Origin of the sequence: Tateyamaria sp. ANG-S1 (assembly GCF_000814025.1) — a bacterium.
In the GTDB taxonomy this organism is placed as follows: Bacteria; Pseudomonadota; Alphaproteobacteria; order Rhodobacterales; family Rhodobacteraceae; genus Tateyamaria.
On the sequence record NZ_JWLL01000005.1, the window covers coordinates 537,022 to 556,258 of the forward strand.

General features: G+C 61.3%; 19 protein-coding genes. 12 read left to right on the plus strand and 7 right to left on the minus strand.

The window, feature by feature from the left end; translation table 11 throughout:
* Window positions 1-14: 14 nt before the first annotated feature.
* Window positions 15-896 carry an AEC family transporter gene (locus RA29_RS09955; protein WP_039685371.1) on the minus strand — a complete coding sequence of 294 codons (882 nt, stop codon included), beginning with the start codon at window positions 894-896 and terminating at the stop codon, window positions 15-17.
* Between the two features lie 85 nt (window positions 897-981).
* On the opposite strand from RA29_RS09955, the gene hspQ reads away from it, so the two are divergent.
* Window positions 982-1,308: a heat shock protein HspQ gene (gene hspQ / locus RA29_RS09960; protein WP_039685373.1), complete on the plus strand. Its 327-nt coding sequence runs from the start codon at window positions 982-984 to the stop codon at window positions 1,306-1,308.
* Window positions 1,309-1,347: 39 nt separating this feature from the next.
* Here hspQ and RA29_RS09965 read toward each other — a convergent pair whose 3' ends face one another.
* From RA29_RS09965 to RA29_RS09975, 3 genes are all read right to left on the minus strand, one after another.
* Window positions 1,348-2,922 (minus strand): gamma-glutamyltransferase family protein, encoded by a 1,575-nt coding sequence (locus RA29_RS09965; RefSeq protein WP_039685375.1) that lies wholly within the window; start codon window positions 2,920-2,922, stop codon window positions 1,348-1,350.
* 233 nt (window positions 2,923-3,155) lie between these two features.
* Window positions 3,156-3,605 carry an ATP-binding protein gene (locus RA29_RS09970; RefSeq protein WP_039685974.1) on the minus strand — a complete coding sequence of 150 codons (450 nt, stop codon included), beginning with the start codon at window positions 3,603-3,605 and terminating at the stop codon, window positions 3,156-3,158.
* Between the two features lie 29 nt (window positions 3,606-3,634).
* Entirely contained in the window at window positions 3,635-3,973 is a 339-nt protein-coding gene (locus RA29_RS09975) for an STAS domain-containing protein (protein WP_039685377.1), read from the minus strand.
* 88 nt (window positions 3,974-4,061) lie between these two features.
* On the opposite strand from RA29_RS09975, the gene RA29_RS09980 reads away from it, so the two are divergent.
* The 9 genes from RA29_RS09980 to rarD all read left to right on the plus strand — a co-directional run bounded on the left by RA29_RS09980 (window position 4,062) and on the right by rarD (window position 14,201).
* Entirely contained in the window at window positions 4,062-5,234 is a 1,173-nt protein-coding gene (locus tag RA29_RS09980) for an acetyl-CoA C-acyltransferase (protein ID WP_039685379.1), read from the plus strand.
* A 56-nt stretch (window positions 5,235-5,290) separates the two neighbouring features.
* Complete coding sequence (locus RA29_RS09985) at window positions 5,291-5,761, plus strand: GAF domain-containing protein (RefSeq protein ID WP_039685382.1); 471 nt, start codon at window positions 5,291-5,293, stop codon at window positions 5,759-5,761.
* Between the two features lie 65 nt (window positions 5,762-5,826).
* The gene (locus RA29_RS09990) at window positions 5,827-6,399 is read left to right on the plus strand and encodes a helix-turn-helix domain-containing protein (protein ID WP_039685384.1); all 573 of its coding nucleotides are present in this window, start codon (window positions 5,827-5,829) and stop codon (window positions 6,397-6,399) included.
* Window positions 6,399-7,019, plus strand: a complete 621-nt coding sequence (locus RA29_RS09995; RefSeq protein ID WP_039685385.1) for a LysE family translocator — start codon at window positions 6,399-6,401, stop codon at window positions 7,017-7,019. The genes RA29_RS09990 and RA29_RS09995 overlap by 1 nt, the downstream gene beginning before the upstream one ends.
* A gap of 1 nt (window position 7,020) precedes the next feature.
* Window positions 7,021-7,392: a GFA family protein gene (locus RA29_RS10000; RefSeq protein WP_039685387.1), complete on the plus strand. Its 372-nt coding sequence runs from the start codon at window positions 7,021-7,023 to the stop codon at window positions 7,390-7,392.
* A gap of 3 nt (window positions 7,393-7,395) precedes the next feature.
* A complete protein-coding gene (locus RA29_RS10005) occupies window positions 7,396-9,840 on the plus strand; it encodes an FAD-dependent oxidoreductase (RefSeq protein WP_039685389.1) in 2,445 nt (814 codons plus the stop codon).
* Window positions 9,841-9,906: 66 nt separating this feature from the next.
* The gene (locus tag RA29_RS10010; protein WP_039685391.1) at window positions 9,907-10,803 is read left to right on the plus strand and encodes a homocysteine S-methyltransferase family protein; all 897 of its coding nucleotides are present in this window, start codon (window positions 9,907-9,909) and stop codon (window positions 10,801-10,803) included.
* A 9-nt stretch (window positions 10,804-10,812) separates the two neighbouring features.
* Window positions 10,813-13,260, plus strand: coding sequence for an FAD-dependent oxidoreductase (locus tag RA29_RS10015; protein WP_039685393.1), 2,448 nt, complete (start codon window positions 10,813-10,815; stop codon window positions 13,258-13,260).
* A 47-nt stretch (window positions 13,261-13,307) separates the two neighbouring features.
* On the plus strand, window positions 13,308-14,201 hold the full coding sequence (gene rarD / locus RA29_RS10020) for an EamA family transporter RarD (RefSeq protein WP_039685395.1): 894 nt from the start codon (window positions 13,308-13,310) through the stop codon (window positions 14,199-14,201).
* On the opposite strand, the gene RA29_RS10025 is transcribed toward rarD, so the two are convergent.
* Window positions 14,198-14,896 carry an alpha/beta fold hydrolase gene (locus RA29_RS10025; protein ID WP_193743506.1) on the minus strand — a complete coding sequence of 233 codons (699 nt, stop codon included), beginning with the start codon at window positions 14,894-14,896 and terminating at the stop codon, window positions 14,198-14,200. The two genes, rarD and RA29_RS10025, sit on opposite strands and share 4 nt — an antisense overlap.
* Before the next feature lie 205 nt (window positions 14,897-15,101).
* On the opposite strand from RA29_RS10025, the gene RA29_RS10030 reads away from it, so the two are divergent.
* Window positions 15,102-15,749: an RluA family pseudouridine synthase gene (locus RA29_RS10030; RefSeq protein WP_039685976.1), complete on the plus strand. Its 648-nt coding sequence runs from the start codon at window positions 15,102-15,104 to the stop codon at window positions 15,747-15,749.
* Between the two features lie 385 nt (window positions 15,750-16,134).
* Here RA29_RS10030 and RA29_RS10035 read toward each other — a convergent pair whose 3' ends face one another.
* The gene (locus RA29_RS10035) at window positions 16,135-17,574 is read right to left on the minus strand and encodes an aldehyde dehydrogenase family protein (RefSeq protein ID WP_039685399.1); all 1,440 of its coding nucleotides are present in this window, start codon (window positions 17,572-17,574) and stop codon (window positions 16,135-16,137) included.
* Between the two features lie 123 nt (window positions 17,575-17,697).
* Between RA29_RS10035 and RA29_RS10040 the strand changes: the two genes are divergently transcribed.
* Window positions 17,698-18,348 (plus strand): peroxiredoxin, encoded by a 651-nt coding sequence (locus tag RA29_RS10040; protein WP_039685978.1) that lies wholly within the window; start codon window positions 17,698-17,700, stop codon window positions 18,346-18,348.
* Window positions 18,349-18,351: 3 nt separating this feature from the next.
* On the opposite strand, the gene RA29_RS10045 is transcribed toward RA29_RS10040, so the two are convergent.
* On the minus strand, window positions 18,352-19,203 hold the full coding sequence (locus RA29_RS10045; RefSeq protein WP_039685401.1) for a glycosyltransferase family 2 protein: 852 nt from the start codon (window positions 19,201-19,203) through the stop codon (window positions 18,352-18,354).
* Window positions 19,204-19,237 lie beyond the last annotated feature (34 nt).

Consider the following 19,237-nt stretch of genomic DNA (forward strand, 5'->3'; position numbering starts at 1 on the left):
GAAATCACGTTTTGTCACAGAACAAGGGCGAGGATCAGGGGCAGGGCGGCGACCGACATGAGAGTTGACGCGACCACAAGCCCGGCAACCTTGTCCGATTGGGCACCATACTTCTCGGCCAGCAGGTAGGATGTGACGGCGACGGGTGTGGCGACCTGCAGAACCAGCACACCAAATGCGGTTGGATCAAGGGTGAAATACTGCCCAACCACCCAGGCAATCCCGGTACAAAGCCCAAGTTTTATGGCAGAAAGCGCTGCGGCTTGCATCAGACCCTTGGCCGACAGCCGCGCCACGGCAACGCCAAGGGTGATCAGCATCATCGGGATTGCCATCTGTCCCACGAGGTCCAGCGCGTTGGTCAGGAAGATGGGCGTTTCCCAGCCTTGCCACAGAAACAGCGCACCCAGTACTGTTCCCCAAACCAGCGGCTCGCGCAAAACCTTGCCGAAGGAGCCTGCGCCGGCCACCAGCCAGATGCCGAAGGTATAGGACCATAGTGCCATGATTGCGAAAACGATGATCGCGTAGCTGAGGCCAATGTCTCCGAATGCAAACAGCGCTAGGGGCAGGCCGAGGTTGCCCGTATTGCCGAAGATCAGGGGTGCCGCGTAGGTGCGCGTGTCGAGCCGGATCAACCGGACAAGCGCTAGGATCGCCAAGGTCACTGCGCCGTAAGCTGTAACCGATGCCATCGACAGCGCGGCCAGTGCGCTGGGGTCGATGTCCGTCTGCATCAGTGAGACAAAGATCAAACAGGGCAGCGACAGGGTCATTGCAAGCTGGGTGACGAACTGGATGCGGTACTCAAGCCCTGCCTTTACCCACGTAAAGCCAATCCCCGCCAACATGAACACGGGCGCCACGATCTGCAGGACTGTTAAGGCAAGGTTCACAGACTGTTTCCAGCGAATTCGCGCTCAATTATTGGACAAATGTCCCTTGCACCGTGTAGTCACGAGCGATAGGGGGCGCAACGCTATGCTGAGAACACGCGCTAAATATCATCTGGGCCAGGTGGTCCGCCATAAGAAGCATCCATTTCGCGGTGTTATCTTTGATGTCGACCCCGAGTTTGCCAACACCGAAGAATGGTACGAAGCCATCCCAGAAGACAGCCGCCCGAAAAAGGCGCAGCCGTTCTACCACCTGCTGGCTGAAAACGACCAAAGCTACTACGTGGCCTATGTGTCGGAGCAGAACCTGGTTGCCGACTATTCCGGAGAGCCTGTGGATCATCCGGACATCCCTGATCTTTTTGGCCCGTTCGAGGACGGTGCCTATCCCCTGCATTTCCAGTTGAATTGACGCGCGGGGGCGGAGGACACCTCCGCCTTACAAGTGTCGTCAGTATCCTAGCGCACAGCCGTCTTTGCGCGGGTCGCTTGCACCTTCCAGCACGCCGTCGTCGCGGATCATGATCGCCTGAGCGCCGCCAATGGCCGTGTCGGGGATGCTGACCGCGTGACCCATATCGGCCAATTCTGCGCGCACCTGGTCTGAGTACCCGCGCTCGACCTTCATGTCGCCCGCGTCAGAGAAGGCGCGCGGAGCGTCGATGGCGCTTTGCGGATCGAGCCCGAAATCGGTGAGGTTCGACACGAACCGCGCATGCCCATTGGGTTGGTAGGCGCCGCCCATGACCCCGAACGGCATGAATGGTTTGCCGTCCTTGGCCAGCATCCCCGGAATGATCGTATGCATGGGGCGCTTGCCGCCCTTGAGTTCGTTCGGGTGCCCCTCTTCCAGCGTGAAGCCCGCGCCGCGGTTTTGGAACAGGATGCCGAACTTGTCGGTGGCGATGCCGGAGCCAAAGCCGTGAAAGATGGAATAGATCAGTGACACCGCCATACCGTCCCGGTCCACCACGGTGATGTAGATCGTGTCCTTATGCACCTGTTCGCTGATCATGGTGGCATTCGGCATGGCCTGCTTCGGGTCGATCAAGGCCGCGAGCTTGGCCGCGGTTTCAGGCGCCATCATATGGTCGAGGCGGGTGGTGTAGTCTGCGTCCGCCAAAAAGCGGTTGCGCGTGTCGTAGGCGAGCTTGGCCGCTTCGGCTTCGATATGCGTACGCTCGGTGCCCCATGGGTCCATGACTGCGATGTCGAAATGCTTGAGAATATTCAGCATCAGGTTGGCTGTTGCACCGTGGCCGTTTGGCGGGTGCTCGACCAGGTCGATGTCGTTGTAGCTGCTGCGGATTGGCGTGGTGTCGGTGCAGGCGGTGGCCGCGAAATCTTCGGCGGTGTGCTTGCCCCCGGCTGCGATCAGCGCCGCCAGCATGTCCTCGGCCACCTCGCCCGCGTAGAACCCATCGCGTCCCTCTTTGGCGATGCGGCGCAAAACCTCTGCTTGCCCGGGGGCTGTGAACATCTGGCCGGTGGTCGGCGCGGTGCCATTCACCAGAAACGCATCCCGCGCGGTCCCTTTCAGGACGGCTTGGTCATTCGCCCAATCAAAGGCTACGCGCTGTGCAACGGGTACACCAGCCTCCGCGTAGTGGATGGCTGGTGCGAGAAGGTGATCAATGCCCAGATTGCCGACGCGGTCCGAAAGGGTGCAGAATGCGTCAATGGCGCCGGGGATTGTCACCGCATGGGCGCTGTAGGTGGGTACTGTTGCTTCGCCTACGGCGCGCAGCTCTGCGGCATCAAGTGCAGCGGGGGCGCGGCCGGATCCGTTCAGGCCGTGGATCTGGCCATCGGGCGTTGACCACAGCACAAAACAGTCTCCGCCGATCCCGGTCATCTGTGGTTCGCAAATGCCCAGAAGGACCGCACCGGCAATTGCCGCGTCCATGGCGTTGCCGCCGGATTTCAGGATGTCGATTGCGGTTTGCGCAGCCAAGGGATGTGATGTGGCACACATGCCGGATGTCGCAAGCACTGGTGAGCGGCCGGGCAGGTGGAAGTCGCGCATGATGGGTCCCCAAATCTATTCGTCCGGCGCAAGGTAAGCTGCGACCCAGCGGTGTCTACTTTAAATTGGGGTAGAAGATCCTCGGTGCTGCGTACTGGGTGGGGGCAATTACACGCAGCACCGAGGGAAGCTAATGCAGCTACAGGTACGTGTATGCCGCCGGATTCGGGCAGGATTGTGGTGGATCGGCGTCGCTTTTGCGGAATTCGAACCAGCGTGCAACCCGCGGAGTACTAGCTCAAGGCGACAGCAAGGCGAAGGCGCAGCTGGTTTTGTGCCTCCTGCCTTTGGTAGGTCACGTCCTTCGCCAGATCCTTGATCAGGAACCAGCCAAAGCCGCCCTCGGGCATATCGCACAGGTCGACGTCTACGTCAGCCGCCGTTCCAATGGGAGTTTGCCCGTCCGGCATTGCACGCCCCGAATCAACGACGGTCAGATGCAAGCCGTCTGATTGATGTGCGCAGGTGATGTTGATGTGACCGGCGGTGTCTGTTTCGGGATAGGCATGTTCGACGATGTTGTTTAGCGCTTCGGCCATGACCAGTTCGACGGTTCCTGCCTCTTCGACATCCAGCGCCAGCGGTTTCAACCCGTCAAGAAGCTGCGCCAGGGCTTGGCGCACGGCGAAGCGTCCGCTGACAACAGAGATGTGAAAGGCTGGCAGGAATGTCGTACGGGTCATCGAAAGCGCCTTCATCTGGGGCGACACACTCAGGATTTCAACTCGGTCAGGGCGCCATCAAGCGTGGGAAACACTGGAAAGACGCTGTCCATCCGCGTCAGGCGAAAGACTTTTTCCACCGTAGGCGTCAGCCCGGCAAGCGCCAGTTTGCGCGACTGACCCATCTGTTTCATCGCGGCGACGATGGCGCCAAGGCCACTTGAGTCGATGAACTGCACCTCGCTCAGATCCAGCACGACGGTGTCGTTGCCGTTGTCTGTGGCGCTGCGCATCGCCTCCTTGAATTCAATTGCGACAGCCGCGTCGATGCGGCTGTCATGTACCGACACCACTTGCAGGCTGTCCTCTGATCGGCTGCGAAGATCCATGCGCGCCCTCTTGCAATTCTCTGGTTACATTGTCTGTCTAGGAGCCAATCCTTACTATTCGGTTGCCACCACCTGACGGGAGAAAGCCATGAAACCAGTCGTGATTGCCGGAGCGGCCCGGACGCCTATGGGCGGATTTCAGGGCGCTTTGTCCGATATGTCCGCGTCCGCTTTGGGCGGGATCGCGATCAAGGCCGCTTTGGATGGTGCTGGCGCATCCACCGTTGACGAAGTTCTGATGGGCTGTGTCTTGCCCGCCGGTCAGGGCCAGGCGCCCGCGCGGCAGGCTGGCTTTGCCGCCGGTCTGGGCGAGGATGTGCCTGCCACCACCCTCAACAAGATGTGCGGATCGGGGATGAAGGCGGCGATGATGGCCTTTGATCAGATCGCACTTGGTCACGCCGACACCATGATTGTTGGCGGGATGGAGAGCATGACAAACGCGCCCTACATGCTGCCAAAGATGCGGGATGGTGCCCGCCTCGGTCACGGTCAGGTTGTCGATCACATGTTTCTTGATGGTCTGGAGGATGCCTATGACAAAGGCCGCCTGATGGGCACCTTTGCCGAGGATTGCGCCGAGACATATCAGTTCACGCGCGACGCGCAGGACGCGTTCGCGTTGACATCGCTGAGCCGGGCACAGTCGGCGATTAAAACCGGCGCTTTTGACGGTGAAGTGACGGCAGTTGAGGTCAAGACGCGCAAGGGCAGTGTCACGGTCCGCGCAGACGAACAGCCCGGCACGGCGCGTCCTGACAAGATCCCGCATCTAAAACCAGCCTTCCGCGAAGGTGGCACGGTGACAGCCGCCAATTCCTCCTCAATCTCGGACGGCGCGGCGGCCTTGGTTCTTGCCTCGGAAGAGGCGGCGGAGGAACAGGACCTGACGGTGCGTGCGCGCATCCTGGGCCACGCCAGCCACGCACAGGCGCCGGGTCTCTTCACCACGGCACCGGTCCCGGCTTCACAAAAGCTGCTCGACCGCATCGGCTGGACCAAAGACGATGTGGATCTGTGGGAGGTGAACGAAGCCTTTGCTGTTGTGCCCCTCGCCTTCATGCGGGAAATGGGACTGAGCCATGACGTGGTGAACGTCAACGGCGGGGCCTGCGCGCTGGGCCATCCAATCGGCGCATCGGGCGCGCGCATCCTGGTCACGCTGCTGAACGCTCTTGAGAAACGAAACCTCAAACGGGGCATTGCCGCGATCTGCATCGGCGGCGGCGAAGGAACCGCCATCGCGATTGAGCGGCCCTAGGGCTTCTTCTGACCAGAAATACGACGGGGTCTGGGGCAGAGCCCCAGTCCAGACGGATGCTTAAGGAACGAACGGTGCCAGACTACGACACGCTTGCCAAAACAATCCAAAGCCTGACCGAAGGCGAAGATGACCCCGTCGCCCTGATGGCGACCGTGACTTGCGAGGTGCATCACAGCGACGACCGGTTCGACTGGACCGGGTTCTATCGCGTGACCGGCCCCGAAATGTTGAAGATCGGCCCGTATCAGGGTGGCCACGGATGCCTTCAGATCCCGTTTTCGCGCGGCGTCTGTGGTGCTGCGGCGCGTACGGGTGAGGTGCAGCTTGTGCCGGATGTTGATGCCTTTCCTGGCCACATTGCCTGCGCCAGTTCCACGCGGTCCGAACTTGTGCTGCCGGTTCGAAATGCTGCGGGCGACCTGATTGCCGTCTTTGACATCGACAGTGATCAGCCAAATGCCTTTTCCCAAGGCGATGCAGAGGCGTTGGAAGTGATTCTTGAGAGGGTTTTTGCGCGCACGTGAAAATCTAGCTTGATTTTTCATTTTGCTTTCCCTTACGTGAAATTCAGACAGGGAATTTCACGTATATGCTGCAATCCGATCCGAATATTGCTCACAGCCTGGGGGCCGACCTGCGCGCACTGCGCAAGGCGCGTGGGCTGACGCTGCAGGATATGGCGGATGCCCTGGGTCGCTCCGTGGGGTGGGTCAGTCAGGTTGAGCGTGATCTGTCCGAGCCGTCCATCACCGATCTGCGCCATATAGCGGTCAAGCTGGACATTGCCGTATCCACACTTTTCCGCCGGGGTGCGGCGCCCGCGCGGGAAGAGGGGTACGTCGTACGCAGCGGTGCGCGCCGTCCCATCGGGTCGCGTACGGCTGGGCTGGTCGAAGAACTCTTGTCCCCCGACCTGACCGACGATTTCGAGATGGTGCATTCTACCTTTGAACCACACAGCGAGATCACCGAAGCGGTCACACGGCCAACGCAAGAGGTTGGCTACCTGATCTCCGGCCGTTTGGAGTTGGAGATTGCAGGGCAGACTTTTGCCATCGCGCCGGGGGACAGCTTCCGCATCCGGGGCGAGCCATTTCGCTGGAAAAACCCTTATGACGCGCCTGCGGTCGCGATCTGGGCCATTGCGCCTCCGGTCTACTGATGTCGGTTGAGGGGTGGATCATATTCGCTCTGTTCTGGGTGGTCTTTGTCACCACCCCCGGACCCAACGCTGTTAACTGCATCACCAACGGCATGACCTTTGGATTTCGCCGCTCGGTTCCCGGCATCCTGGCCATCCTGACACAAGCCACGCTGTTTCTGCTGCTGTCGGCGGCTGGTGTGACGGCTCTGATCGCGGCCTCGCCAACCTTGTTCTTTGCAGCCCAGCTGATCGGCGCTGGTTTCCTGATCTATCTGGGCGTGCGCGGTTGGCTCATGGCGCGGACACTCCCGAAGGTGACGGCGCCGTCGGTGCAATCAATCTATCTGCGTGCCTTTGCCATCGCCACGATCAATCCGAAAAGCGTTGCTGGTTATCTCGCCGCCTTTTCGCAATTTGTGCAGCCGGACGTGCCTGTTTGGGACCAGATGTGGCTGATCGTGCCAACCGCGCTGACAATCACCGCGCTCAGCTATTCGGGCTACACGGCCCTTGGGGCTGGGATCGGCCGCGCCGCTCTTGGCGCGGTGTTCAATGTCTGGGTGCGCCGTGTCATGGCCGTGTGCTTCGTCATCTACGGCGTGCTGCTTGGTGCGTCCTCCACACCGGGGAGGGCCTGAGATGCAGGGCAGCTGTCTGTGCGGTGCCGTTCGTTACACGGTCACGGGCGAGATCGGGCAACCGGCCAATTGCCATTGCAACCAATGCCGCAAGCAGTCCGGGCACACGTGGGCTTCCTCCTATGCGCCAGACGGCAATATCGTGATCGAGGGCGAAGTGCGCTGGTTCGCGGCCAGCGACACGGCCAAGCGGGGTTTTTGTCCCACATGCGGGTCTTTCCTGTTCTGGAAGGACCATTCCGAGGAATGGATGAGTTTTTCCATGGGGTCGATTGACGGCCCCTCCGGGCTGCGCCTGCGCGCCCATATCTTCACCGCCGACAAGGGCGACTATTACGACATCGCGGATGACGTTCCGCAAAGGGAGCACTGAAATATGAGCGATTTTCCAACAACGGCCCGCGTGGTCATCATCGGCGGCGGTGCGGTGGGCACTTCGGCACTCTACCATCTGGCGAAGGCGGGCTGGACAGACTGCGTGCTTCTGGAAAAGAACGAATTGACGGCAGGCTCCACCTGGCACGCGGCCGGCAACTGCCCCAACTTCTCGTCCTCCTGGGCGGTGATGAACATGCAGCGCTACGGGCTGGAGATGTACCGGACCCTGGCCGACGATGTTGACTACCCGATGAACTACCACGTCACCGGTGCGATCCGTTTGGCACATTCCAAAGAGCGGATGCAGGAGTTCGAGCGGGTCGCAGGCATGGGCCGCTATCAGGGCCTTGAGATGCAGATGTGCACACCTGCGGAGCTGAAGGAATTCAACCCGTTCATGGAAACCCACGATCTGGCCGGTGGTCTGTGGGATCCGCTGGATGGCGACATCGATCCCGCTCAGCTGACCCAAGCGATGGCCAAGGGGGCACGCGACGCCGGTGGCCGCATCGAACGCTTCTGTCCTGTCATCGGCATCGACCGGGACGGCGATGAGTGGATCGTGAAGACGGAAAAGGGCGACATCCGCGCCGAATACGTCGCCAACTGTGCAGGCTACTACGCGCAGCGCGTGGGCGAGATGTTCAAGCCATTCGGCGGGCGCACCGTGCCCATGGTGGTCATGTCGCACCAGTATTTCCTGACGGAAGAAATCCCCGAGCTGGCCGAGTGGACTAAGGAAAAGGGCCACAAGATGCCGATGATCCGCGACGTGGACATCAGCTATTACCTGCGTCAGGACAAGAACGGCCTGAACCTCGGCCCGTACGAGCGGAACTGCAAAGCGCACTGGGTCACGCCCGATGATCCGATGCCCGAAGACTTCAGCTTCCAACTCTACCCCGACGATCTGGAACGGCTCGAGTTCTACATCGAGGACGCGATGGAGCGTGTGCCTGCCCTCGGCACCGCAGGCGTGGGCCGCAACATCAACGGCCCCATTCCATACGCACCCGACGGGTTGCCGATGATCGGGCCGATGCCCGGCGTCAAAAATGCGTTCGAAGCGCATTCCTTCACCTTCGGCATCGCGCAAGGCGGTGGCGCAGGCAAGGTGCTGTCGGAATGGATCATGCATGGTGAGACTGAGTGGGACATGTGGGCCGTCGATCCGCGCCGCTACACCGACTATGCCGACCACGACTACAGCCTCAAGAAAGCGCTCGAGACCTACGGCCACGAATACGCGATGCACTTCCCGCATCACGAATGGCCTGCAGGGCGGGACAAGAAACTGTCGCCCAACGACGCGCGGCTCAAGGCCGATGGCGCGCAGATGGGGGCGTATAACGGCTGGGAGCGTGCCAACTGGTTTGCGAAGGACGGCGATGACATCTCCGAAGAAGCGACGCAGACCTGGAACCGCTCGGGTCCGTGGGAGATCCGGATCAAGGAAGAGGTTGAGGCCGTCCGTGATGGCGTCGGCGTCATCGATATGTGCGGCTTCTCGCGGTACTCGCTGAAAGGCGAAGGTGCCGCGGAATTCCTGCGCACCCAGATCACAGGCGCGCTGCCCAAGGCGGGGCGGATGAACCTGTCCTACTTCGCCGACAGCCGTGGTCGCATCCTGACCGAAGTGTCGGTGATCCGTCACGGCGAGGATGACTTCACCATCATGACAGCTGCCGTTGCACAGTGGCACGACTTCGAGTTGCTGGCCTTCCGCGCGCCTGAGGGGGTCGAGGTCAAGGACCTGTCCAAAGACGTCACCACCATGCTGGTGACCGGGCCCAAGTCGCGCGATCTGTTCGCCGGTATCTCGGACGCGGACCTGTCGCTTGGCTGGCTGACACACCAGTCTGCGACCGTCGCCGGTGTGCCCGTCGTCATGGCCCGTGTGTCCTTCGTGGGCGAGCTGGGCTGGGAAGTCCACGCACCGACCGATCAGGCGGCCAAGGTCTATGACGCAATCCGCGATGCCGGTGCCACGCCGTTCGGTATGTATGCGCTGAACTCCATGCGGGTAGAGAAGGGTTACCGCACTTGGAAAGGCGACCTGTCGACCGACTACACCATGTTCGAAGGTGGCCTCGACCGCTTCGTGAAGCTCGACAAGCCGCAGGACTTCCCAGGCAAGGCCGCGTTGCAGAACGAAAAGCAGCAGGGATCGAAGAAGCGGTTCGTCACGATGCTGGTGGACGCAGGCGAGCAGGACGCGCCTTATATGTCGACGATCTGGAGCGGAGACAAGGTCGTGGGCGAGACGACCTCGGGCGCATGGGGCCACCGCATCAACGCCTCTGTCGCGTTGGGTGTCGTGCAGACCGATCTCTCGTCGCCCGGTACAACGCTTGAGGTCGAGATGTTCGGCAAGCGCTATCCCGCGACCGTGCAACCCGATCAGCCCCTGTGGGATCCGGAGAACGAACGGCTGCGCGCGTAGTCGTTTTCTGACCCAGAAAACGGACCGGAAACCGTGTCGGTTTCCGGTGCCTTTCGAGAAAGAGCAATGGCAGAGATCACACTTCTTGACGGTGGTATGGGGCAGGAACTGGTGCACCGCGCCGGTGACAAACCCACGCCGCTGTGGTCGACACAGATCATGCTGGACCACCCCGGCATGGTCACGGCCGTGCACAAGGATTTCTTTGCCGCCGGTGCCACGATTGCTACGACCAACAGTTACGCGATCCACCACGACCGCCTGACGGGCACACCGGTCGAGGGTGCGTTTTCCGCCCTCCACCAAAGCGCGCTTTACGAAGCGCGCACCGCGCGGCGTGAACATGGGTCCGGCCAAATTGCCGGAGCCATCGGACCGTTGCGCGCCAGCTACCGACCGGACTTACACCCACCGTCAGAAGAGGCGGTAGCGCTTTTTGCCGAAGTGGCGCAGCTTCTTGCACCCGCCTGCGATCTCTTGATGTGCGAAACCGTCGCATCGCTCGATCATGCGCGCGATGTGCTGGCAGCCAGCGTACCGACGGACTTGCCCATATGGCTGGCCATAACCGTGGATGATGCCGAGGGCTCAAAACTGCGCTCGGGAGAGCCTGTCGCCGATGTCATCCCGATTGCCGAAGACAGCGGTGCCAGCGCCATTCTGATCAACTGCTCTACACCCGAAGCGATCCAGCCCGCGCTGGACGCGCTCAAGGGCACCAAGCTGCCCATCGGCGCCTATGCCAACGGCTTCGAACAGATCACTGAAGGCTTCCTTGACGACAAACCGACTGTCGACAGCCTGACCTTGCGCCGCGACTTCACGCCTGAGCTTTACGCCGACCACGTCATGGAATGGGTCGCCTCTGGCGCCACCATCGTCGGCGGCTGTTGTGAAGTCAGCCCCGCCCACATTGCCGAAATCGCCAAACGCCTGCGCGCGGATGGCCATACAATCATCTGAGGATACGCCATGCCTGACCTTCCCTCCCACGCCCGCGTCGTCATCATTGGCGGCGGTGTCATCGGGTGTTCTGTCGCCTACCACCTGACCAAGCTGGGGTGGAAAGACGTTGTATTGCTGGAGCGCAAGCAGCTGACCTGCGGCACCACCTGGCACGCCGCCGGCCTGATTGCCCAGCTGCGCGCGACGGCCAACATGACCAAGCTGGCGCGTTACAGCCAGGAACTCTACGGCGATCTGGAAGCGGAAACCGGCGTTGCCACAGGCTTCAAGCGCGTGGGGTCGATCACGGCCGCGCTGACCGAAGAGCGCCTCGAAGAGTTGCGCCGTCAGGCTGGCATGGCCCGCGCCTTTGGTGTCGAGGTCGAGGAGATTTCGCCGTCCGAGGTGAAGACCCGGTACGAACACCTGAATATTGAGGATGTGACCGGCGGCGTGTACCTGCCCCTCGACGGACAAGGCGATCCGGCCAACATCGCACTGGCCTTGGCCAAGGGTGCCCGCCAGCGCGGTGCCAAGGTGCAGGAACGTGTCGCCGTCACCAAAATCGTGCGCGACGGCCGCAAGGTGACCGGTGTGGATTGGCAGGGCGAGGATGGCACCAACGGCCATATCGCCTGCGACATGATCGTGAACTGCGCAGGCATGTGGGGCCGTGAAGTGGGCAAGATGGCGGGCGTGAACGTGCCGCTGCAGGCCTGCGAACACTTCTATATCGTGACCGAGGCCATTCAAAACCTGCAGCAATTGCCCGTGCTGCGCATCCCTGATGAATGCGCCTACTACAAGGAAGACGCAGGAAAAATGCTGCTGGGCGCGTTCGAGCCGAACGCGAAGCCCTGGGCGCTGAACGGCATCCCCAAGGACTTTGAATTCGACCAACTGCCCGAGGATTTCGATCACTTCGAACCCATCCTCGAAGCGGCGGTGAACCGGATGCCCATGCTGGCCGAGGCGGGCATCCACACCTTCTTCAACGGACCCGAGAGCTTCACTCCAGATGATGCCTACCACCTCGGCCTCGCGCCCGAGATGGACAATGTCTGGGTCGCGTGCGGCTTCAACTCAATTGGCATCCAGTCGGCTGGCGGCGCCGGTATGGCTCTGGCCCAATGGATGGAAGATGGCGACAAACCCTTCGATCTGGGCGACGTGGACATCAGCCGGATGCAGCCGTTCCAGGGCAACAAGACCTACCTCGCCGAGCGCTCGACCGAGACGCTGGGCCTGCTCTACGCTGACCACTTCCCATTCAAACAAAAGGCGACGGCCCGCGGTGTGCGCCGTAGCCCGTTCCACAATCACCTGATCCAACATGGAGCAGTGATGGGCGAATTCGCAGGCTGGGAACGTGCCAACTGGATCGCGCGGAACGGTCAGGAACCGGCCTATGAATACTCGTGGAAGCGCCAGAACTTCTTTGGCAACGTGGCTGACGAACACAAGGCCATCCGCGAGAATGTGGGCATGTACGACATGTCCTCCTTCGGCAAGATCCGGGTCGAAGGGCGCGATGCCGAGGCGTTCATGAACTATGTGGGCGGCGGCAACTATACGGTGCCGGTGGGCAAGATCGTCTACACCCAGTTCCTGAACAACACAGGCGGGATCGAGGCGGATGTGACCGTCACCCGCCTGTCAGAGACGGCGTACCTTGTCGTCACCCCGGCGGCGACGCGCCTTGCCGACCAGACCTGGATGCAGCGCCATGTCGGTGATTTCAACGTTGTCATCACCGACGTGACAGCAGGCGAGGGCGTGCTGGCCGTGATGGGGCCAAACGCTCGTAAACTCTTGCAAATGGTCAGCCCAGCGGACTTCTCGAACGAGGTAAATCCGTTTGGTACAGCACAAGATATCGAGATCGGCATGGGCCTCGCCCGTGTGCACCGTGTGACCTATGTGGGCGAGCTTGGGTGGGAGGTGTACGTCTCCTCCGACATGGCGGGCCACGTGTTCGAAACGTTGTACGAGGCCGGACAGGATCTGGGCATGTCGCTCTGCGGGATGCACATGATGGACACATGCCGGATCGAAAAGGGCTTCCGCCATTTCGGGCACGACATCACCTGCGAAGATCACGTGCTGGAGGCTGGTCTTGGCTTTGCCGTGAAGAAGGACAAGCCGTCCTTCATCGGGCGTGATGCGGTGCTGCGTAAACGGGACGAGGGACTGGAGAACCGGCTGCTGCAATTCAAGCTGACGGACCCCGAGCCACTGCTCTATCACAACGAACCCATCGTGCGGAACGGTGACATTGTCGGCTATCTCAGTTCCGGTGCGTATGGTCACCATCTGGGTGCTGCTATGGGCTTGGGCTATGTGCCGTGCAAGGGCGAGACGGCGGCGGAGGTTCTCGAGTCCACTTTTGAGATCGACGTGGCAGGCACACGTGTTGTCGCAGAGGCGTCCTTGAAGCCGATGTATGACGCGAAATCCGAGCGCGTGAAGGCGTGACGCGGGTTTGAAGCGATGCTAGGGGTGGACCGGAAAGGACCACCCCCATGACACAACCGTCCGGTGACACGCACCAAGGGCTCGGCTTTGCCGTTTCCGCCTATTTTCTTTGGGGTTTTCTACCGCTCTACATGAAGCTGCTGGATCATCTGGGTCCGGCAGAGGTGGTCGCGCATCGGATCATATGGTCCGTGCCCATTGCAGCGGTGCTGCTGATCATATTGCGGCGCACGGGCGATCTGATGGCCGCGTTGCGCAACCCGCGCATGTTGGCAATGGGATGCGTCACCGCCGCGCTGATCACCTTGAACTGGGGTATCTACGTCTGGGCCATCATGAGTGGCCATGCGTTGGATGCGGCGCTTGGCTACTACATCAACCCCTTGTTTTCAGTGGCTTTGGGCGCGGTTTTGCTGCGCGAGCGGTTGACCGGTGCGCAGCTGGTGGCCATCGGTTTGGCGGCCTGTGCCGTGGTGGTTCTGACCGTCTCCGCTGGTGTGGTGCCGTGGGCTGCGCTGGGACTGACCGTGACGTGGGGGCTCTATGCGTTGGCAAAGAAACAGCTGCCGATCGGGCCGAACCAAGGGTTCCTGCTTGAGGTGCTGATCCTGTTGATCCCGGCGCTTGGCTACGTTGGTTGGTTGGCAAGTACGGGGCAGGGGCAGTTTCTGGTGGGCGATACCGGTACCGATTGGTTGCTGTTGGGCTGCGGTGCGGTGACGGCTATCCCGTTGATTTTATACGCGAATGGGGCCAAGGGGTTGCGGCTGACCACCATCGCGATCCTGCAATACATTGCGCCAACGATGATTTTTCTTTGCGCGGTGATTGTGTTCAAGGAGCCCTTTGGGCAGGCGCGGATGATCGCGTTTCCGATGATCTGGGCGGCGCTGGTGATCTATTCCGTGTCGATGGTCCGGCAGATGCGGGCGACGGCTTAGGAGGCTTCGAACCACTCTTTGGCGAGGGTCGTCCAGCCGCGGGGCATGCCGTGGCCGCCATCGTGTTCGCAGAATTTTATGGCGCCATTTGAACAGCTTGCGTTCCAGTCGCGGCAGCGGAATTGATCGCCGATGTCGATGGTGTCGGGGTGTGTGCGACATTGGTTGGCGGCGCGGGCGAGGGCGAGGCTGTCCCACAGGCTGCCCTGGTGCCAGTCGCGGATGGCACGGCCTTCGAACGGGACTTGGTTGTCGGCGAAACCGTGGATTTGGAGGAAGCGGACGGGGGCGGTTGGGCAGTCTGTGGTGTCGTTGGGCTCGCGCAAGGCTCCAGCAATTGAGACGTAGGCGGCAAAGGCGTCGGCGTCTTTGCAAGCCATGAGCCAAGCCATTGATCCACCTGCGGAAAAGCCTGCAACATAGATGCGGTTCGGGTCGATGTTTGCCTTGGTTTTGGCGTCTTCGACGACGTCCATGACAAAGGATACGTCGTCGCGTGCGCTGCCATCGCGGCCGGGCCAGAAGCGGGTTTCTCTGCCGGGGATTTGTTGGCCATTCGGGGCGATAACGACGTAGCCTGCGTCGGCGAATTCGGACTTGATGCCGCCGCGAAAAATCATCTGACCGATGGCGTTATGTCCATGAAAAAACACGAGAACTGGCGCTGGGTCGGTGCCGTTTCCTCCGTCAATCATGTGGTAGGTGCCACCGTTGATTTCGCATGCCGCGTCGGGACCGCATTGTGCAAAGGCAAGGGTGGGGAGGGCGAGCAGTAGGGCAGCTAAGTATTTCATATTGTTGGAAGATCACGGATCAGCGATTCAGACAATCGCTGTGTTCGTGCCTCTCTTAAACGTGACAGGGGTTGTCATTGGGCTGCGCATTTGTCACGCGGGCGGGATGGATGATGTCTACGACCCTCCGAACGATCCTTTGGACATTCTGCATGATGATGCGGAGGTGCTGGTGGTGGGCAAACCGTCGGGTCTGTTGAGCGTTCCGGGCAAGGGAGAACACCTATCGGATTGCCTGATTGCGCGGGTGCAGGCGGTGTGGCCGCAGGCGCTGCTGGTGCACCGGTTGGACCGGGACACGAGTGGGGTGATGGTGTTTGGATTGACGCCCCATGCGCAGCGGTTTCTGTCGAAGCAGTTTGAGCTGCGGGCGGCGAAAAAGACATATGTGGCAAGGGTTTGGGGTCGGATGACGCCCAAGACGGGGCGTGTTGATTTGCCCTTGATCGTGGACTGGCCGAACCGGCCGAAGCAGCATGTGGACCATGAGAATGGCAAGCCCGCGGTGACCGACTGGCGCGTGCTGCGGGACACGGAAACCGAGAGCCGGGTGCGGTTGATGCCGCAGACCGGGCGGAGCCATCAGTTGCGGGTCCATATGATGGAATTGGGGCATCCGATCTTGGGTGATCCGTTCTATGCGGAGGGCCCTGCGCGGGATTTTGAGCGGTTGATGCTGCATTCGGAGGAGTTGCGGATCAAGCATCCCGACTCGGGCAAGATGATGCGGTTTCGGAGTGCTGCACCGTTTTGAATTTCGTGGCACCGTGCGGTGGGGTTAATGCGGCGTGCGGTGGTTTGTGGTGGGTGAAACCGCGAACTTTCGCGCAGAAACTGCGTGTTTTTGAGGGTGTGAAAGGCGCTGTTTTCGAGGCGTTTTCGCGAAACTGCGAAGTTTGTCGGGGAAAAGTGCGTGTTTTGGGCGCGGGACTTCATGTCAGCGCGTTAACGAAGCGTTTAGGTCTTCGTCCGCGTTAAGATGTGTTGAGAATTGGTTGATTTTGGGGGGTGTGGCGGGGTGAAACCCCGCCCTACGGCATTGTGCCGTTTTGTCTTTGGGAGGTGGGCGTGGGAGGGGGGCCAGCCCCCCGGCCTGTGGCCTCCCCCCGAGGTATTTTTAGCCAGAAGAAAAGGTGGACCTATTCTGCTGCCCAGCCGGAGACGGCTTTGACTTCGAGGAAGTCTTCGAGGCCCCAGACGCCGCCCTCGCGTCCGTTGCCGGACTGTTTCATGCCGCCGAAAGGAGAGCCTGCGGCGCGGGAGGTGCCGTTCATTTCGACCATGCCGGAGCGGAGCGCCTGGGCCATACGGTTCAGTCGGGCGCCGTCCTGCGTCTGGACGTAGTTGGTGAGGCCGTAGGGGGTGTCGTTGGCGATCTCGATGGCGTCCTCTTCTGTGTCGAAGGGGATGATTGACAGGACGGGGCCGAAGATTTCCTCGCGGGCGATGGTCATGTCGTTGTTCACGTCGGCAAAGACCGTGGGGCGGACGTAGTAGCCCTTGTTGAAGCCTTCGGGGCGGCCTGTGCCGCCGGCGACGAGTTTCGCCCCTTCGTCGATGCCTTTCTGGATGAGGTCCTGGATTTTGGTCCATTGGACCTCGTTGACCACGGGGCCGATATGGCGGCCTTCGTCGCTGGCGGGGCCGACAGTGACCTTGTTTGCGACGGCGGCGGCTTCTTCGACCGCGGCGTCGTATTTGCTGCGTTGGACGAGCATGCGCGAGGGGGCGTTACAGGATTGGCCGGTGTTGTTCATCATGTGCAGGACGCCGCGTTTGACCGCCTTTTCGTCTGCGTCGTCGAAGATGACATTGGCGCCCTTGCCGCCCAGTTCGAGGTGAACGCGCTTAAGCGTTTCGGCGGCGTTTTTGGAGATGAGGCGGCCCGCGCGGGACGAGCCGGTGAAGCTGACCATGTCGACATCGGGGTGGCCCGACAAAACCGTGCCGACGCCGGGGCCGTCGCCGTTGACCAAGTTGAAAACGCCGGGCGGGAAGCCTGCCTCGTCCATCATCTCGGCAAAGATCATGGCGTTGAGGGGGGATTCCTCGGATGGCTTCAGGACCATGGTGCAGCCTGCGATGGCGGCGGCACCGACCTTGAGCGTGACCTGATTCATCGGCCAGTTCCACGGCGTGATCAGGGCCGCGACGCCGACGGGTTCGTGGATGATGCGGTCATTCGGGGCGTGGTCGCCCAGCGGTTTGATGAAGTCGAAGGACTTGGCCGCGCGGATGAAGTTTTTCAGGTGGTATGTGCCCGCGCCAACCTGCTGGCTGCGCGCCATTTCGAGGGGCGCACCCATTTCGGCGGACATGGCTTGAGCGAGGTCTTCGCCACGTGTTTGGTAGATGTCGATGAGCTTTTCGACGAGGGCGATGCGATCCTCGACCGGGGCGGCCATCCATGATGGGAAGGCGGCCTTGGCGGCGGCGATGGCCGCTTCGGCGTCCTGTGTGCCGCCGAGCGAGATGACGGCGGTTGGCTCCTCGGTCGAGGGGTCGATCACGTGGTGGTCGATGCCGTCCTGCGGGGCGACCCATTGGCCATTGATGTAGAAATCGCGTTTTTCGAGCATCTTGTCCTCCCTTGGTTTGGTTGGAATGTGGCACCTGTGCGGGCGTGCCACAAGACGGGGGATGTAATGGTGCGTGCGATGGAATAGGTTGCCGGTGACATTACTATCCCGATGGAGGACATCATGGGTTTGCGCATCAACGACACCATTCCCGATTTGACGGTTGAAACCGACCACGGCACGTTTTCGCTGCATGAGTGGATTGGCGACAGCTGGGCCATTCTGTTTTCGCATCCCAAGGATTTTACGCCTGTCTGCACGACCGAGTTTGGGGCCGTGGCGCAGCTTGCCGACGAGTGGGAGAAGCGTGGGACCAAGGTGATTGGTGTGTCCGTGGACGGCGTCGAGGACCACAAGAAGTGGAAGGGCGACATCGAGAAGGTGGCCGGGGCCAAGGCTGGGTTTCCGATCATTGCCGACGATGGGCTGGCGGTGTCGAAGGCGTTCGACATGCTGCCTGCCGAAGCCTATCTGCCGGATGGCCGGACGCCTGCTGATAGCGCCACTGTGCGGTCGGTGTTCATCATTGGCCCGGATAAGCAGTTGAAGCTGTCAATGACCTATCCCATGACCGTGGGCCGGAACTTTGCCGAGGTGGTGCGGGCGCTGGACGGTTTGCAGATGTCGGCTAAGGGGGTGGCGACGCCTGCGAACTGGGTGCCGGGTGAGGATGTGATCATTCCGCCAACCGTGTCGAACGAGGATGCCAAGGCGAAGTTTGGCGAGTTCGAGACGGTGCTGCCGTACCTGCGCAAGACGAAGGCGCCGGAGTAAGCGCTAGCTTGGGGGCGTGATCCCTTTGGAGAGCGCCCCTTTGAGAAAGCCCAGTGCCTTGGCCCGTTTGCGGGCCGATGCGAGGTTGATGGGCGAGATCAGTTGCATCAGGCCGTGGGCGATGATGCGGGGGCGGGCACCGGGTTGTCCGTGTTTTTCCATCGCGTAGATCGCGGATTGGGCCATGTGTTTGGCCTTGAACGCTGCTGTCTCGGGGGTGCGGGCTGTGCTGCGTCCTTCGGCGTGGGTAACCACCGCGTCGTGGACGAAGCGGATGGGGCCGTGGGCGGCGCTGAGGCGGAGGCTGATGTCGTCATCCTCGTGATAGAGGAAGATGCGGTCGTCGAAGCCGCTGACGTCGTTGAAGTTTGAGGTTTTTACGAAGATTGCTGCGCCGTTGAGGAGGGGGACCTCTATGTCCTGCTCTGGTGCCGGGCCGGTCCAGTGTTTCGTTTTGGGCAGGAGGCGGGAGCGGCGGCGGAAGGCTTGTTTGCCCTTGCCGTCGAGGACGCGGGGGGTGAAGGCGCAGGCCGTTGGGTGTGCGTCTGCCGCTGTGCAGAGGGTGTCGAGGCAGCCGGGTTCGAGCCTTGCGTCGGGGTTGAGGAACATGAGCCACGGGCGGTCGCAATGGGCGGCACCGATGTTGCAGGCGGCGCCGAAGCCTTTGTTTTCCGGATTGGTCACGACGGTGGCGCCGTGTTGTGCGGCGAGTGCGGCTAGGGCACCCGCGTCTGTGCTGGCGTTGTCCACGATGACTACCTGTACGCCTTCGGGGACGGAGGCGAGCATGTCGCCGATCACAGCGGTGCTGTTGTAGGCGACGGTGACGATCTGGATGTCGGTGAGGCTGGGCATGGGGTGCCTTGGTGTTCTTGGGTCGGGGTCGTGA